This window comes from Parabacteroides sp. AF21-43 (assembly GCF_003635435.1).
GTDB lineage: Bacteria > Bacteroidota > Bacteroidia > Bacteroidales > Tannerellaceae > Parabacteroides > Parabacteroides distasonis.
This window is the reverse complement of sequence record NZ_QTMG01000010.1, coordinates 18814-33602: the sequence shown is the minus strand read 5'-3', so window position 1 is coordinate 33602 and position 14789 is coordinate 18814. Positions and strand designations below refer to the sequence as shown.

At 42.4% G+C, this 14789-nt stretch carries 15 protein-coding genes; 1 reads left to right on the top strand and 14 read right to left on the bottom strand.

The features are described 5' to 3' along the window. Positions 1-254: 254 nt before the first annotated feature. From DWX84_RS09065 to DWX84_RS09000, 13 genes are all read right to left on the bottom strand, one after another. The gene (locus DWX84_RS09065) at positions 255-1421 is read right to left on the bottom strand and encodes a phage major capsid protein (RefSeq protein ID WP_122377495.1); all 1167 of its coding nucleotides are present in this window, start codon (positions 1419-1421) and stop codon (positions 255-257) included. 1 nt (position 1422) lies between these two features. Continuing rightward, a complete protein-coding gene (locus tag DWX84_RS09060; protein WP_048928694.1) occupies positions 1423-1647 on the bottom strand; it encodes a hypothetical protein in 225 nt (74 codons plus the stop codon). Between the two features lie 93 nt (positions 1648-1740). Then, entirely contained in the window at positions 1741-2106 is a 366-nt protein-coding gene (locus DWX84_RS09055) for a P27 family phage terminase small subunit (RefSeq protein ID WP_048928693.1), read from the bottom strand. Positions 2107-2144: 38 nt separating this feature from the next. Next, positions 2145-2426, bottom strand: coding sequence for a hypothetical protein (locus DWX84_RS09050; RefSeq protein WP_122377494.1), 282 nt, complete (start codon positions 2424-2426; stop codon positions 2145-2147). Then, entirely contained in the window at positions 2423-3298 is an 876-nt protein-coding gene (locus tag DWX84_RS09045) for a PriCT-2 domain-containing protein (RefSeq protein ID WP_122377493.1), read from the bottom strand. Before DWX84_RS09045 ends, DWX84_RS09050 begins: the two co-directional genes overlap by 4 nt. Then, positions 3295-4779 carry a phage/plasmid primase, P4 family gene (locus DWX84_RS09040; protein ID WP_122377492.1) on the bottom strand — a complete coding sequence of 495 codons (1485 nt, stop codon included), beginning with the start codon at positions 4777-4779 and terminating at the stop codon, positions 3295-3297. Before DWX84_RS09040 ends, DWX84_RS09045 begins: the two co-directional genes overlap by 4 nt. Continuing rightward, positions 4776-5090, bottom strand: a complete 315-nt coding sequence (locus DWX84_RS09035; protein WP_048928761.1) for a helix-turn-helix domain-containing protein — start codon at positions 5088-5090, stop codon at positions 4776-4778. Before DWX84_RS09035 ends, DWX84_RS09040 begins: the two co-directional genes overlap by 4 nt. Positions 5091-5175: 85 nt before the next feature. After that, the gene (locus DWX84_RS09030; RefSeq protein ID WP_122377491.1) at positions 5176-5493 is read right to left on the bottom strand and encodes a hypothetical protein; all 318 of its coding nucleotides are present in this window, start codon (positions 5491-5493) and stop codon (positions 5176-5178) included. An 84-nt stretch (positions 5494-5577) separates the two neighbouring features. Continuing rightward, positions 5578-5805 (bottom strand): hypothetical protein, encoded by a 228-nt coding sequence (locus DWX84_RS09025; protein WP_122377490.1) that lies wholly within the window; start codon positions 5803-5805, stop codon positions 5578-5580. Beyond that, the gene (locus DWX84_RS09020; protein ID WP_048928690.1) at positions 5802-6017 is read right to left on the bottom strand and encodes a hypothetical protein; all 216 of its coding nucleotides are present in this window, start codon (positions 6015-6017) and stop codon (positions 5802-5804) included. The genes DWX84_RS09025 and DWX84_RS09020 overlap by 4 nt, the downstream gene beginning before the upstream one ends. 550 nt (positions 6018-6567) lie before the next feature. Beyond that, a complete protein-coding gene (locus DWX84_RS09015; protein WP_048928689.1) occupies positions 6568-6774 on the bottom strand; it encodes a DUF6722 family protein in 207 nt (68 codons plus the stop codon). Positions 6775-6813: 39 nt separating this feature from the next. Then, positions 6814-8115 carry a tyrosine-type recombinase/integrase gene (locus tag DWX84_RS09010; RefSeq protein ID WP_147431258.1) on the bottom strand — a complete coding sequence of 434 codons (1302 nt, stop codon included), beginning with the start codon at positions 8113-8115 and terminating at the stop codon, positions 6814-6816. 436 nt (positions 8116-8551) lie between these two features. Next, positions 8552-9697 (bottom strand): DUF6051 family protein, encoded by a 1146-nt coding sequence (locus DWX84_RS09000; RefSeq protein ID WP_022192278.1) that lies wholly within the window; start codon positions 9695-9697, stop codon positions 8552-8554. Positions 9698-9876: 179 nt separating this feature from the next. On the opposite strand from DWX84_RS09000, the gene DWX84_RS08995 reads away from it, so the two are divergent. After that, positions 9877-10719, top strand: a complete 843-nt coding sequence (locus tag DWX84_RS08995; protein WP_121961137.1) for a LytTR family DNA-binding domain-containing protein — start codon at positions 9877-9879, stop codon at positions 10717-10719. Between the two features lie 4 nt (positions 10720-10723). Here the strand turns inward: DWX84_RS08995 and DWX84_RS22175 are convergent, their stop codons facing one another. After that, entirely contained in the window at positions 10724-14665 is a 3942-nt protein-coding gene (locus DWX84_RS22175; RefSeq protein ID WP_121961136.1) for a hybrid sensor histidine kinase/response regulator transcription factor, read from the bottom strand. Positions 14666-14789 lie beyond the last annotated feature (124 nt).

Below are 14789 nucleotides of genomic sequence, written 5' to 3'. Positions count from 1 at the left end.
CCGAAAGAATGAGTATAGCGACACCATCGGCACCATCGACACTGGGAATATAAAATAAGACATAAAAAAAACCGAATGCTTAAAGCATCCGGTAAAAACAGATCTATGTAAAAAGCAACAACATTTGATTCTTTATTCTAGTTTCTCCATTGAGATCCCCAAAAGTTGCCTAGCCGTGTTGCTCACGCTGGATCGATATTTATTTGCGATTGTTTTAAGGCGTGTATAATCGCTTTCCGATACACGGAAGACAATTATACGCCTTTTACCGCTGCCGTCTTGAATGATTTTTCTACCCATGTCCAATCCGTATAAAAGTTAACGATAAAAGTTGCTTGTCCGTTAATGGCTTGCGTGTATGGATTATATATAATCTCTAACGCACCCCATGAAGCTAGAATGAAATCAGACCAACGACCGTAAATAATGCCGTCGCCTGTCTTCTCCGCTGAACCTTCTCCCGTGGTTATCCTTGGGATCATGTCGGACACAAAATAAGGGCGGTCGCTGCAAAGTCCCCCGGTCACGATCGAAGACCCGTTGCGTTGCGTTGTTTTTAATCGCCTCTCGCAATCTCCATTCATGGCCCAATTCATAGGCATGCCGTTATTCCTTACGGCACCCTCTATAGAAAGAATGTTAGTGTAGGTAGCCTCCATCTGCGTTATATCCTTCCCCGTAAAGAAACCGTCCGGCTTGTTGTCCGAATGAGCCTCGTCCCCGAATACCGCATATTCTATAGCTTCTGCTACGCCTTGCGCTAGGTCGTCGGCCAAGAAAGAGGCGATACCAATGTTTTGCGCCAACTCTAATCGGCTAACGTTAAGATATGCGGTTAACCTGTGCGGGGTAAGCTCAACCTTATTGAACGTTCCTTTCCCGTTTTGCGCACTGTCCGTGTCTCCTGCCCATTTAGCCGTAGATCCTGAATATTCGCATACCCGGCTTGCCCCTACTAAATTCGGTAATTGAGTAATGCCTAACTTGGATAATATGAGGTGATCGTTTAACGCCCGATTGAAAGAGGCTATGAATGTTCCAAGCGGTGCGTTTTGTGCGGTTATCGCTCTAGTCTCATCCGACAGAGGTAGGAAAAATCCGGCCGCAGATGTGGGTACACCGGAACGTACCAATATTTGTTCCGCATCGTTTGATATAAACCGGGTGTTAGGGTCGCTAAACCCCTCGCAACGGGTAAGATCCGCTAGGATAGCGCAAAAACTTTGCGGAGTATATTTAAAACTTGACCTTTTCGAAGGTTCTTTTCGCTCATTTTTATCCTCTTTTTGTTCGATTCTATTCATAAAATCTTGTTCGAACGATCGTTTTTCCAGCTCTAAAAGCCGTCTTCCGGATTCCGATCGCATCATGATTTCCTTTATATCCCTTTTTGGATCATTCCATTTTTCTATCTTTCCCATATTAAATGCCTTTCTCTATGTTTTGATAATGATTCACTAGACGGCCTATCGCTTTATTAAAAGCCATGGCCGGATTTTCGCCTTTATAATCCCGTTCCATCAAGTCAATTGCTTGTTGTAACAATTGATCCCCTTTTACCAAGAATATCCGATTCTCGCTTACCGCTTCCTTTGCTAGCATCGCCAGTTTAAGGTAATTTCTACAAATGTAATCTCTTGCGTTCATAAATTCTATGTTTAAAAGTTTTCTATATATATACCGAATCGGTGTATTACATTTTGTGTAGATATATACGTTTTGCTGTCAATTTGCTTGTTGTCAATGATTTAAAATACCCTCTTCTTTGAAGTATTGTTCTATCGGGGACAATTCTCTTTCTAGGTCTTTCGGTGATTCCTTCCTTGTTATTCTAAAGCTTTTGCAGATCGTTACGACAAGATCGCTGGACTGCTTTAGAACTGCCGTTGCCGGATGTCTTACCGTCTTGTCTCCGCACTTTATACAAACGCCTTCTCTCGCTATCGTGTCACGAGCTTGCAGCATGGTGTCGTAGTTGGCGCAAAGACTCATCAAAAGCCCCTCATCTTCCGGTCGTGGGGTTATGCTCTTAATCACCGCCTTTATAAAGTTTTTGGTACCCGGCTGTACCCAGTCCGGAATCTTGAATATATATTTCTTTGCCATTATCTTATTTTTTTATTACCATTTTGAAAATCTGAAAATCACTGTGCGTGTGAAGTTGTTTGGGACGTGGTTTCAACACTTCCCGCCTCTAAAAAATCATAAGGGGGGGGGGTATCATTGAATCGATCCCATATCTCCTTGTTGATCTTCCCGGTCTCCTCGTCTTGCAATAGCCGCCGTGCGATCATTAAGGCCGCTCTTATAACCTCTCCTTTGCTTATCTTAAAAGCCTCGCTCATTTCTTCCAAGAATAAAGTCTCGTCCGGTCTTATCCTTGCCGAAATCATATCCAATCTTCCTATCTCTCTGTCTTTTCTCATAATCCATAATTTTTAGCGTAATAAAATAAAGTGCCAATCCCTATATTCCCCCCGGCTCTTAAACAGTCAGAATATTTACTGTCACATTGCCGGTAATTGTAGCTAACCCCTTGTTCGCTGATAGCGTGGAACAAGTTCCTTCCACTCTCCCCGAACTCGGTAGCCAACGCACATCCGATACGGAACCATTGGTCATACCCCCCTGTTATATCCGTGCCGGTTCGCTTGATAGCTTCCACTAAATCCGATACATCCTTGCTTCTCCCGGTTCCGGATAGTTGTTGGATCTTTGGCATAGGTTGTTGTCTCTCATTCGTTAATCGTTTATAGATTAGTGCGCATTCGTTTACGTATGGCGATGAGTCGAAGGAAACGAACCTCTTGCGGCTTACGTCCTTGCATGCCTTATCGATCACCAACCCGCACCGGGCGAAATCCTCTTTAAGCGAATTGAAGTGTCGTTGGTGCTGAGAGGGATCGGATATTCTTATAAGGGCGAAATAACCATGTCCACCGACTGAGCGTCCGCAATAGGCTATGTAAGGCACTTGCGATATAAGCTCCTTCACCTCGTCGAAATCGTCAAGATCGGGATTGTCCTTGCCGTCTATATCGATACAGATGAAACCGCTATGTCGTATAAGGCTATCCGCCTTTGAGCTGGAGAACATCCCGGATGGGGTGAAAAGTGGCAATCGCATCTTGGCCGCTTTATAAGCCTCGTCTCCCTTGTTCGCTTTTAGTAGCCTCGCGTATAAGACATTCTCCCTATATTCGTTGCCGAACAACATATCCCGTAGAACGACATCCGTAGGATTTACGCATGTCACGCCGGAATAAAAGCTAACCTTAATATCGAATATCCCGCTCATATCATTCCCTCCTGTTTCCTGTCTACATACACATATCTCGATCCATGGGATCTTATTAACGTGATCCCGTTGTTTTCGACTCGTTTACTGAATACACGGTTGGAGCATGGCTTATACCCGTTATCCATGCAGAACGATCGATAATCATTGTAGAATGTCTTTAGCTCCGTGCGGTAATCAAGGCTGGATATATATCCCTCTTCCTTGATGAAGCATGTCACACTGTCGCTCTCTATCTTATACGCCTCCAACGCCTCGTTAGCGGTAACGCAATTGGAGAATCTCCGGTTTGTTATTATCCTGTCCAACCCCTCCAGTACCCAGTTGAATATCCCCGATAACTCATTGCGTATGATCCTGTTTGGTAAATCGGGGTCTCGTTCTTCCTGTGGTATTGTCTTGCTGAATGGAACAATAAGGAAACGCCTAAAGTAAGCCTCGTTTTGTTCCTGTGGCACCGGTAGTGAGTTCGCGTTTAGGATCAACTTGGCGTAATCCGTTATCTCGAACGGCTCGCCGTATGGTAATCGTGCCGGTACCGGCTCACCGCTGCAAAGCGACTTGAATATCTCGCCTCCAAAGTCCGTTCCTTTCTCGGGGCTGTAATTCACGATCTTGTTACATAGCTTCGCCCGGTAATAACCGTTATCATCGCATAAGAGGTTCAAGAAATAATTGCTAACGTTCTTATTCCCCAATAAGGCGCATACGATCTCGAAGAATACCCCCTTCCCGTTACCTCCGGAGCCGTACAATACCAGCACCTTCTCCAGCTTTAGCCCCCTCGTGAAGCAATAGCCTAGATATTCAGCCATAACATCTTGCGCCGTCTTGTCCGGTAATACGGTATTTAGGTATTTATGAAATAACGGGCAAACGGCCATAGGATCGTATTTGAACGGTAGTTGGTATTTCAAGAAGTCTTCCCGCCTGTGCTCTCTCAACTCTATTTTCTCCCCGATAACGTAAGTGCCGTTCATTAGGTTTATCTTTATTCCATCCCCCGGATCCGGTAATGACTGAAAACTGCTGTAAAGGAACTGTTTCATCAGGTTCTCTTTCACTTGGAACTGCCGGGCGTCATATCTTTTCACTCCCATCCGCTCGGCTATCTCACCAAGGTAATCGGTCAATAGGTCTTTTTCGATCTCTTCCCAATAGCGCCCATTATAAAGGTAGACGAACGCACCGTTCTTGGCCAGCCCGTAGTTGTTGGCCTCGGCCAGTCGTAGAAGCTCATCGACGATAACGACATATTTCTGCCGCTCCGTGACTTTCAGCTTTGCGAGCCTCTTTTTTAATGTGTCCCTTTCCGCATCGTCCGTTACGGATCCCATACGCTCTTTTATGCTCCCGGCCTCCGGATGTACTAAAGAGACAAAATCTACCCTTAGTACTAGATCCCGTAATTCGGCCATGATCGCTCGTGCGTCCTTCGGCCTTTCTTCCGGCTTGTCGAATTTAGAAAAGTCGGTTCTCATGGTTTTCCTCCTTGTTTCCTTTTAGCTTTTATCAACCTCGGTTTATCGCATAAGGCTTTCTCCACCTCCTCACTAAGGAATAGGGTACGCCCCCCGATTTTGCGGGGGACGATGGTCCCTGTCTTCGCCCATCTATGAACCGTTTGCTTGGAAACATGATATTCCCTACAAATGTCCGTGACCGTACAGAACTTCGGATTACATAATTCGATCATCTCTTTCAACTTCTCTTCCAGCCTCAGATTTACACGAGCGTCAATCATCGCATTTAACTCTGTCCTTGTGAAAAGAATATGTTCCTCTATTTTCATAAATAAAACATTTTATACAAATGGCTTCATTGCCATTTATGTATATACCGAATTGATGTAATACATGAATGTATTAAATTGTTTGTCAGTGTATTATGTGGTTATTGTTGTATATGTCGATGCCCTCTTTCTCGATACTCCTCAAAAAGTCCCTGATACAAAACATCGCTCTTATTTTGTTTAGCGTGTCTTTTGCGTCATCATCATTCTCGAAACTATTAAGTATCAAGTGATCCATCATGTTGTTTATATCACATGAGTACTTATATTGAGACACGATTTTTAACTCCTCGATCATTTCCGGCGTCATGGTAAAGCTGCCGATCTTTAAAGCGGAAACATCGTTTATCTTTATCTCTTTATCGCCGGATTTAACGACGATCTCTTCTATCGAATCTTTCATTTTGCTTGTAGTTATTAAAATATGGATTTATTAAGTAATTTGAAAACACTCTTTCTCTGGAAAAATATGCGACTCTTTACTGTATCATTTCTCACCTCCTTCCGTCTCTATAGGCTTGATAGACGCAAGCATGTCGAAAACAAACCTTAATGTTGATATGTCCGCTATAAATTCATGGATATTTTTATCCTCTATCAATTTGGCATAATTTAAGAGAAGATAGAATAAGCCCTCTTTCAATTCACTCAAAGACTTGTTATGTAACATATTGTCTACCTCCTTGAAATCGTAGGATAGCCCTATATTGCTCATAGCGCACCTCCTTCCAGCCCGGCCAAAACGAATGCGGACATCAATAAGATTAGCACCTTGACGTAACCGATAACGTCGTTCCTGTTATCGCACTCGAGCAAGCCGAATGACAATACGGTTAATAACTTGGCGATAGTGCGCCACGAGAAGATCTTTCCGGCTCTTACGGACACGGGTACGGGTGTACCGGTGGCTTGGATTGATTGTTTCATCTGGAATGTCGCTGTTAGATGAATTAAACAAAAAAGCAGTCCTATATAATCCAAAGTTGCGACACTCCATATACATCATAGATATATATAACGGATTATGATAGAACTGCAAATGCTTTCTACTATCTATTGGCCTACTTGCTTGTAGTACCTGTATATGAAATGTCGCACCGCAAAGATAGGCATATTTCAGACATAGCGAATAGAAAAAAGTGATTTGTTTGGTAATCGTAAATTACATGATGGTTAATTGGTTGTATATTATGTTGTTATGTATAAATGCGTAATCAGTTAAATAATGCTAATTGGTTATTTTTGCGGAAATGGTATTGTGTAATAAGCTGATAATTATGTATTTAATGCGGAATTGTAAAAAGAACTAAAAATAAAAAAGTCATGCCTAACCTACTAGACACGACCTTTTTTATAAAGAATCCCATCGTATCAATGAGACACCTTCGTTTCATTATGAAGCTGCACCATACCCCATACCCCTATACACAAGGCTATGATCCCGACTATTGACAAAAATATGATTAGTCCCATGCTTTTATTTTTTTGATAGCGTTAATAATATAAGTCCTGATACGAAACAGATAACGACAGCCATACCACCGATACCATACAACAATGTTGAGTTCACGCTCTCATACTTCATGATGCCCGCGAGAATGACCCCACCAAACACCAGCTTGGCTATATCGACAAGGAATTTCCCCGTCTCGGATAATATCGTCTTTTTCCGTTCTTCTCTCATGTTCACAAATATAGATGAATATATTTCCTTGTACAACTTTTATCCGAAAAATTTAGACGTAGACACCAATAGTGCGTTCTCCTCCTCGCCGACACGAATATATTTCTTGAACTCTTTTTCCGTCTTGTGGCCGGTTATCTTCATCACGCTTAACGTGTCCATTCCTTCCATGTACATGAGCGTAGCTCCCGTGCGCCGTGCGGTGTGAGTGGTAATGAGCTTGTGTTTCTCGATCCGCTCGGTAATGATCCTCGCTCCCCTTGCGCTAGTGTGTTCTACCTTTTGTGTTATTCCGGCAATCCGACAAATGACCTTTATACTCTCGTTCATGATCTGAGAGTATGTCTTCGGTAGGTTGTACTTGTATTTTTTTAGTAGTGTGTCCAGTTTCCCGGTTAATGGGATAACCACTTTCGCCCCTGTTTTTTGTTGGGTGAGCTTTATCGCATTGATACCATTCCCTAGCGTTATTATGTTCGTCTTGTTTATACGGTGGTAATCGCTATATCTTTGCGCCGTGTAAACCCCGACAAGAAAGACATCCCTGCACAATGATAGCTCCTTGTGCTTGTCTCCCGATAGATCCAGATTCTCGATCGCCGTGATCTCTTGCCGGGTTAGGTAAACCGTATCAGCATCGGCCGATAGTATCTTGAATGATCTCATGGAGCTTTGCGTATTCTCGTGTAATCCTTCTGTGAACGCCGCCGCCATGATCTCCTTTAGGCTCTTGATATGTTTCCCGGTGGTATTTGGGCTATACTCCTTATCATTGAAGAAATCTATGAAATCATTGTAGAAATCCATGGTTATATCATCATAGTTATATCTATGGCCGGTATATTCTTGGAACTTATTGAACTCGCTTTGGAACGATACCTTGTTCTTTATCGTACCCGGTGAATATAACATTCCCTTGTTGTTTTTCCTTGTCCCGTTTCGCATTTCATCTATGTATTTTTGTATGTAGGCGTTAAGATCCATCATTCGTGCGGCTTTTTCCTCCTCTGCTCTTATCCGTTCTTTTTCCGTCTCTTCCGCTATTTCCTCGGCATATACAATTTCGTTGATCCGCTCTGAGGCTATATCATTGTTGATCGTCCCGTTTTCTAATAATAGATTCAACGTTCGTTCTATTTTGTCCAACTTGTCAAATGTGGCCTTCTCCCTTATACGGAATCTTTTTAATGACTCTATATCACGATGTCCTTTCTCCCATGCGGAAGCGTCAATATACAAGCGGGTCGTGATTCTTATATCCATTCCGTATTTCCTGCTGCGGATCCTTGCGAATATAGCGCAAAGACCGCTCTTCCCTCGAAGAAAAAAATTCACTGCCATATACCTATACTCATTCTTTCGGGTGTCGATGGTGTCGATGGTGCCGCTAAAACAAAACAATTTTTTTTAAACTTATTTCTTCTCTCGCACGAGTTTTAGCGAAGGAAAGAAAAGATCGACAAATGTAACCGCTTCCCGTTATTGTTATTTTCGCAAAGGTATTATTTCTCATGAAATGTGCCCACATTGTGCCCACCTTTTTGTTACCTATTGATACTCCTTGATACATGCTGTAATTTATAAACTATTGAAAATCAGCAAATGATGAAATAAAGGGAGTATCAATAGGTATCAATAAGTAACATAAAATAGGTACAAGTGGGACCACGATGGATGATCGCTAAATAACGTAATATTAGTTATTTAGCGATTTTTTATTGTACCTGCATGAACTAAAAAAGAATATGAGTGTTTGAGGTCACAATTTGTGATCTCTTTAGAGAAACGCCGCCGCCCTCGTGAATATGGAATGAAAGGCTTGGTTGATCAGGCCCGGATCGATACGGGAGTGTGTCGGGAAGGGGATTTGATGGGAGTAAGCGAACGGGAAATCCAGCTCTTCCAATATCTTGCCGGACGCTTTTCCTAAAGCCTTGATCACCCCGCCAGTAGGCATAACGATATCTTTTTTCAATGAGATCGCCCGAATACGATCGCAAGCCCGTTGGAAGAACGACTCCCGGTAATCTCGTAACACATCCTCACGTACCATGGCCTTAAAGGCTTGCTCCAGAAAATCATTCTTGAACGAGGTGGGAAGCGTACGGTTCTCCAAGAAATCATGCCGGAAGTAATGGCGTACCTTGGCGAACGCCTCCTTGTCCATGATATCACGGGCGTTGCCATCCATCTCACTGAAGATGGAGCCACCGCAAAACATGAATAAACGGGTGTCCGTAAACATCTTGTCCGGATTCGCTAATAACAAGACCTGCGAGAGTAACGCGCCGATGGAATAAGCGAATAAGTTGATGGACGTATCTTCCTTGAACAAAGGATGCTCGCCGTTCTTGATCTCATGAACCAATTGCCACATATTATAAACGGATTCTCTGCCCGAGGCGTAAAAGCGTAACGGGTTTTGGGATAGCCGGCTGCTGAGGGCCACGTTGGCGAAGGTGGAGTTCGTCACGTTCGCTATCTCCTCCTTGCGTTTGCTTACCCAAGGGAGGATCGCACGGGGATTGGCCCATAATCCCGGGGTACGGTTCATATGGAAAGCGATCGGGAACAGGATGACCGGTTTACCGGTCGTATGGGTGAGGTATTCCGCCCATGTGAGGTATTTTTCCCAAGTCCGCTCGTTCAGGCCATGCAACAGGATAATCGCCTCATTATTCTTTTTACGTCCCGAGGGCGTGAATATGGCATATGAGAAAGATTTGTTCTCTTGGATACGATCGTCGGTCATCGGACAGAATCCGGTGGGGGTAAGTCCCTTCTGGAACTCGTCGATCTCGCTGGCGCCACGGGTCTGGGTGAAGCGAAACGGGATGATCTCCAGATGGCTCTCTTCCAATTCAGTCTTTTTGTCATAAGAGAAAAGACTGTTCAGTTGCTTAGTACGAAGTGAAATATCCATAATCCTCTGATTTTTTACTGCAAACAAACAATAGAAAAACATCTCTTCAAAATAAATGGTTTAAACGGGCTTTGTTGGGGACATAAAGTGTTATTTAGGGGTGAAATCTTTTATAGAGGGGTGAATTTCGTCTGGGAAAATGATTACATTTGTTCCAAAATAGAGGCAAAAAGATGGGAATGTGGGATCAAAAAATACCAAGTTACATATACGGTAAACAGAATATCGTGAGGCTGATTTTGTGGACGGCCTTGTTTGCGTTGGTGTTTATCAACATCTACAAGCCGTTTAGCTCCACCTCTTGGTACAAGGTCTCGGAGTTTAAGTTCTTCGTATTCTCCAGCTTGATTATCTTGACGGGAGTATTGGTGGTTGTCTTGAGCCGTATTATTCTGTTCCATTGGGGGAAGCGGCATGCTATCACGGTCCGGACCTATGCGATCTGGATCGTGCTGGAGATATTCTTCATGTCGCTTTTCTATACGATTTATACGTTGGTACTGAATCCGGAACGAGAATATATGGAAGTTTTTAACGATTCGGCGGTGAATACCAGTCTGGTTTTATTGCTCCCTTATTCCGTGCTGCACCTGTATTTCTCTTATAAAGAGAAAGAGCGACAATTGCGATTGTTGGAGGAGAACCAGACGGAAGCGGCGGTTCGGCAAAGCGTTTTCTCTTTCTATGACGAGAAGAACGAGTTGCGCCTTTCCGTGAAGCGAAGTAACCTGCTGTACCTTGAATCGGCGGATAATTACGTTTGTATCTGGTATCTGAATAAGGGGCAGCTCATGAAGTTTATGCTTCGCAACTCCTTGAAGGCGATCGAGGAGAGCCTCGCTGATACGAATGTACTCCGTTGCCATCGTTCTTTCATGGTAAATTTCGACCAAGTGAAGGTGATCCGCAGGGAGAAGGAGGGTGTTTATCTGGAGCTGGGGATCGAGAAAGTACCCGATATCCCGATCTCCAAGACGTATAGCGAGAAGGTAACTCGTTGGTTCCAGACCTATTCTTCCTAGCGGGCTATTTCAATTCGATATTATTTTCTTTCGCGTATTGCGAGGGGCTCATGTTGAATTGCTTGGAGAAGGCCCGGCTGAAATAGGATTGCGAGTTGAAACCAACCGCCTCGGCGATCTCGTAAATCCTCATATCGCCTTGAAGGATCAACTCGGCGGCTTTCTTTAGCCGGCTGATCTTGATCAACTCGTTGGGCGTTACGTTCGACAGGCCGTTGATTTTACGGTAAAGGGTCGGACGGCTTAGATTCATCAAGTCCGCTATCATGTCCACGTCTAGGTTCACGTCGTTTATATGGCTGTCGATGATATCGTTCAGTTTCTTCAAGAACTTCTCGTCCGCCTTCGTGTAAGCCATGGATTTGATATTGGCAATCGGCGAGTTGAAATAATAGGCACGCATATTGCTCCGGTTGTTCAGCAGGTTCGTCACTTGGGTAAGCAATAGATCCATGGAGAAAGGTTTGTCGATGTAAGCGTCCGCCCCCAGCTCAAGCCCTTCCATGCGAGATTGCAAGGTGTTCTTAGCCGTCAGGAGGATGATCGGGATATGGCTGAACTCCAGATTAGTCTTTATCTTTTTCAATAAGGTGAAACCATCCATGACAGGCATCATGATATCGCTGATGATTAATTGGATGCCATATTCCTGAAGACGGGCAATCGCCTCCTCGCCATTACCGGCGGTGACAACATTGTAATGGACATTGATCTCTTGACCGATGAAATGGAGCATTTCGGTGTTATCTTCCACCACGAGAACCGTCGGGCGGGATTCTTGGGTGACATATTTCCGCTCGCTGGCAGGGTTGGTCAGGACCTCTGCTTTCTCTTCCTCTAGTTTTAATGAGTTCGGTTGGTTCACCGGCAAACGTAATCTAAAGATGATAAGCCCAGTCGGAGATTCCTCCAACGTCAACGATCCCTCGTGCATCTCCGCTAAAGAACGGGCCAAGGGTAGTCCGAGCCCGGTCCCGGATTTATGGATAGAGGAGTCATCCCGGTAGAAAGGCTCGAAGATCTTTTCTTTTATCTCCTCCGAGATGGGCTTTCCATCGTTCATGATATCGATCGTGAATCGCTCGCCATCTTGCGTCTCGAACCGGACGATGATCTTGCTTCTTGCGTATTTAATAGCGTTCGATAGGAGGTTGCTGAGTATCTTCGTGCAAGCCTCCTTATCGATAAAGGCGTAGAAAGATTTCACGTTACACTCGATAATCATTTGCAATGCCTCCTGCTCCGCCGTATCGTGGAAACGCTCAAAGGTCTCTTGCATCAATGCGATGATGTCCGTATGTATGAAGTTTAGTTTATATCCCTCGATTTCCGTCTTCCTGAAATCCAGTAGTTGATTCACCAGATCCAGTAGCCGGTTCGCGTTTTTATCCACAATCGTCAGATAATTCTTTGCGCTGGGAGATAGCTTGATGTCCCGTGTTACTTTCTCCAGAGGACTTTTAATTAAAGTTAGGGGCGTACGTATCTCATGAGCGATATTGATGAAGAAATCAATCTTAGCTTGATAAAGCTCCTTCTCCTTTTCATTCTCGAACTCCTGTATTTTCTGCTGTATATTGGCCTTATTATGCCGGGAAATGATAAAGATCAGCAACACTACGCATCCGATAGCGATAATCCCATATAGGATTAACGCCTTGGTAGAGAGCCACCATGGGGGAAGGATCGTAATCTGGAACATCGCCGGCTCATCATTCCAAATACCGGACAGGTTCGCCGCCTTCACCTTGAACGTATAATTACCGGGCGGTAGTTTTGTGAAATAAACCCGGTTCTCGCCCACCACATGATACCATTTGGAACTTAACCCTTCCATGCAATAGGCGTATTGGGTGAGGTTGGGAGCTTGGTAGCTTAATGATGTGTAGTCGATGTAGAATGTGGACTGATTATGTTCTAAGGTGATTCCTTTTTTAAAAGTGATAGCCTCTTGGTGTAAGAAGTTATGATCTGGATCATTATAATTAATCTGTGATATATATACTTTCGGTTGAATGGAAAATTCTTGGATACTATTAGGTTGGAAGCTAATCATCCCCTTTAGTGTCCCAAAATATAATTTGTCATTATCTGTTTTTAAAGAAGAGTTATAATTGAATTGATTTGAAGTTAATCCATGTTCTTTTTTGAAGACTTTTATTTTATGGTTTTTAGGGTTGAGTCTTGCGAGGCCGTTAGCCGTACTGATCCACATGTTTCCTTTTTTATCTTCTTCAATACGGTAAATTACATTGCTAGGTAAGCCATCTTGCATATCGTATTTGGTCGTTTGTTGAGTACTACGGTCATAAATTTTGATTCCGTCACCAGTTGCGAACCATAAGTTGTTCTTACGATCTTCATAAATATTGTTTATTGTTCGGCTTGTATTTACTGTATCTAATTTAAATTCTCCGTGTTGGGAAGTAGCAGGATTATAATAATATAGTCCTTTACTCGATGTTCCAGCCCATATTACTCCATCATGATCTTCAAAAAGAGTTTGTATCCTACAATTATTAGGAAATTGGCTTAATTTCTCAAAAATGTCTTTTTGAGAATTATATTGATAGACACCAAGAGCGGTAGCTACCAGCAAATCATTGTTTTGGAGTTTATAAAGGTATACGATGATGTCGTTTTTGTTTGCATAAGGATTTACGGAAATCGTGTAATGTTTGATTATTTTCTCAGTACGGATATCCATTAAATCAATACCATTAGCGTGTGTCCCTATCCATAGGTGATTATCTATAGACGCTAATCCATGTATACAATTTTGTGAAAGGCCTTTCATGTCATTAAAAGATGTATATGAATGGTCCTTCATGTTTAGCTTATTCAATCCAGCGTCTTCTGTGCCAATCCATAGATTATTATTTTTGTCTATGCAAATATCGTGTATAATATCTCCATTGAGCGTTCTTTGTCCAGGAATATTATAGTGCCTTTTGAATTTTGAATAAGGAGGAGAGTAGCTGATACCGCCATTATCAGTACAAACCCAGATACCTCCTTCTTGATCTTTGTAGAGTTCTTTGATAGCATTGCTGGATAATGAATAGAGGTCACTTTTATTTTGCTGGATAGACATTATCGTATCATTTTGAATATCATATAAATATATGCCATTAAAAGTGCCAATCCATACTTTCTCCTTTGTCATACGAATGATATTTCTAGTATAAAGTGGAGATTTTTTTTGTTGAGGTAAAATATCTTTATATGTTTTTGTCTGTATATCGATTCGTTTTATACCATTATCTTTAGTTCCAATTAATAATATATTATCTAAAGGAGAGGCCCATATTGCTGTCATATCATCGATAGGATGATTTTTATCTAGATTCTTGATATCTAAGGCTATGAATTCATTTTTGTCATCATCTAGAAAAACGACATTACCATTCGCTGTTGTTGCCCAAATTTGGTCTTGAGGAGTTATATAAAAGGAGGTAATAGGATCACTTCCTTTATACATATAATTAAGATGCATACCTTGACTTTCATTGTATTTTACGAGTGAGTACCCATTAAGAATCATCCAGAGATTTCCTTGCTGGTCAAATTGTAGTGAATAACAGTTGATTCCTTTGGTGAAATCAATGAGTGTGAAGGAATCTGTTTGATAGTCATATTTTTGTAGCCCAAGGTTGGTACTTACCCAAATTTGTCCGGTGGGACTTTTCGCTAAGTCAAGAATATAACTGCTCATTAAAGAGCCTTTTTCTGAAGAGTAGCTCTTGAATGTATAGAATTTTTTGCTGTCAAATCTATTGAGCCCATCTCTGGTACCAAACCACATAAAGCCATAGTCGTCTTGTACGCAACATGTGACATGATTATTACTTAATCCGTCTTCCATGTCATAGGACTTAAAGTAGAATGGGGTTGCATTCAGTTCTACTAAGAAGAATAAGCATAATAGCACAATTTGAAACTTCATGAGCTGTTGATGTTTTCCATGTTTCGTTTGCAAGATATCAACTTTTTTGATTTTTGCTTTTGTAAATTAGTTTCATTCTTTTTCATATAGTCTCAATATTGATTTTCAGATTCCAATTTCTTCT

Coding starts and splice junctions, on each gene's coding strand:
- DWX84_RS09065 (WP_122377495.1), bottom strand. CDS start 1,421: ATGGGAAAGATAGAAAAATGGAATGATCCAAAAAGGGATATAAAGGAA.
- DWX84_RS09060 (WP_048928694.1), bottom strand. CDS start 1,647: ATGAACGCAAGAGATTACATTTGTAGAAATTACCTTAAACTGGCGATG.
- DWX84_RS09055 (WP_048928693.1), bottom strand. CDS start 2,106: ATGGCAAAGAAATATATATTCAAGATTCCGGACTGGGTACAGCCGGGT.
- DWX84_RS09050 (WP_122377494.1), bottom strand. CDS start 2,426: ATGAGAAAAGACAGAGAGATAGGAAGATTGGATATGATTTCGGCAAGG.
- DWX84_RS09045 (WP_122377493.1), bottom strand. CDS start 3,298: ATGAGCGGGATATTCGATATTAAGGTTAGCTTTTATTCCGGCGTGACA.
- DWX84_RS09040 (WP_122377492.1), bottom strand. CDS start 4,779: ATGAGAACCGACTTTTCTAAATTCGACAAGCCGGAAGAAAGGCCGAAG.
- DWX84_RS09035 (WP_048928761.1), bottom strand. CDS start 5,090: ATGAAAATAGAGGAACATATTCTTTTCACAAGGACAGAGTTAAATGCG.
- DWX84_RS09030 (WP_122377491.1), bottom strand. CDS start 5,493: ATGAAAGATTCGATAGAAGAGATCGTCGTTAAATCCGGCGATAAAGAG.
- DWX84_RS09025 (WP_122377490.1), bottom strand. CDS start 5,805: ATGAGCAATATAGGGCTATCCTACGATTTCAAGGAGGTAGACAATATG.
- DWX84_RS09020 (WP_048928690.1), bottom strand. CDS start 6,017: ATGAAACAATCAATCCAAGCCACCGGTACACCCGTACCCGTGTCCGTA.
- DWX84_RS09015 (WP_048928689.1), bottom strand. CDS start 6,774: ATGAGAGAAGAACGGAAAAAGACGATATTATCCGAGACGGGGAAATTC.
- DWX84_RS09010 (WP_147431258.1), bottom strand. CDS start 8,115: ATGGCAGTGAATTTTTTTCTTCGAGGGAAGAGCGGTCTTTGCGCTATA.
- DWX84_RS09000 (WP_022192278.1), bottom strand. CDS start 9,697: ATGGATATTTCACTTCGTACTAAGCAACTGAACAGTCTTTTCTCTTAT.
- DWX84_RS08995 (WP_121961137.1), top strand. CDS start 9,877: ATGTGGGATCAAAAAATACCAAGTTACATATACGGTAAACAGAATATC.
- DWX84_RS22175 (WP_121961136.1), bottom strand. CDS start 14,665: ATGAAGTTTCAAATTGTGCTATTATGCTTATTCTTCTTAGTAGAACTG.